Below are 1091 nucleotides of genomic sequence, written 5' to 3' on the forward strand. Positions count from 1 at the left end.
TCTTGGCTTCTTTGAGGTGCTTATTGGTGATATTAGCCCACTGCTCACGGATTGCTTTTAGTTCTTCCCTAGCACTAGGTAAGCCACGCTCTTTAAGCTGGGTATTGCTCATTTCTAGCTGTGATTTATCTGTTAAAGCGACTCTGCCACTCTCCAAGCGTTCCAGCTTGCGTGTGGTCAACATGATATGGGCGTGATGGTTGCGGTTGTCGCCCTGTGCATCAGGCGTATGTATTGCCACATCAACGGCAACACCGTATTGATTGGCTAAGTCCTTAGCGAAGTCATTAACAAGCATCATCCGCAAACGCCCTGATAGTTCATGGGGTAGATTAACGACTATCTCTCTTGCGGTTCTGCTGTTCTTTCTCGTTTCGGTGGTTTCTGCCAAGTTCCAAAGCTCGTTGCGCTCAATCTTTAAATCGTTTGGGGTGTGAAGTCGGGTGTGCGCCACACCCTTTCGTTTCGTGTAGTCGTGTTCTTTGCCTGTGCGTTCATCTTTGATAGCGATACCGGCACGATAAGCAATAGACGCAGTGGCGGTTCTTCCGCTACTGCGTGATACTGGCTTAGTCGATAGGTGATAGATTGCCATTTATAAAAGACCGCTATACATCGTATGTTGTTCAATTACACTTATTTTTTCAAGTAGTGCGCTCATTTGTAATTTGCAACGCTTGTAATATTCTATTTCGTCTTGCTCTACTAAGCTCTTTTGATGATTAGAGTCGTCCAATCCTAGTAGGCAACTTTTAATTAATTTAAGGTCACTTAAAGACAAGTCTTTATATTTTTTACTATCAAGGTCGGGCGATTGGATTTTTAAACGCAACTCAAACAGCGTTACATTGATATCCTGATAGTATTTTCTCGTTAGTTCTTCCCTAGTGCCTGAGCCACTTCTATCATTTTCTTTCATCATATTTCTCAGACTATCGTCAATTAGCTTCCGGTCATAGTCTTCTAATTCTATATAGTTGCTCATTGAATTCTCTTGTGTTTTGGGGGTTAAGGGGGCTTCCCCATTACGAAATGAGAAAACTATCTATACTGTAACGTAGTGGAATGTTAGCATAGTTTTCGTAAGTTCG

General features: G+C 42.4%; 2 protein-coding genes. Both read right to left on the minus strand.

The features are described from left to right. A partial coding sequence (locus EI162_RS14260) for a MobA/MobL family protein (protein WP_192524956.1) occupies positions 1-595 on the minus strand: 595 nt, incomplete at its 3' end. Beyond that, on the minus strand, positions 596-985 hold the full coding sequence (locus tag EI162_RS14265; RefSeq protein WP_192524957.1) for a hypothetical protein: 390 nt from the start codon (positions 983-985) through the stop codon (positions 596-598). It lies immediately after the preceding gene. Between the last annotated feature and the right edge of the window lie 106 nt (positions 986-1091).

Source organism: Psychrobacter sp. FME6 (assembly GCF_014861365.1).
Lineage (GTDB): Bacteria > Pseudomonadota > Gammaproteobacteria > Pseudomonadales > Moraxellaceae > Psychrobacter.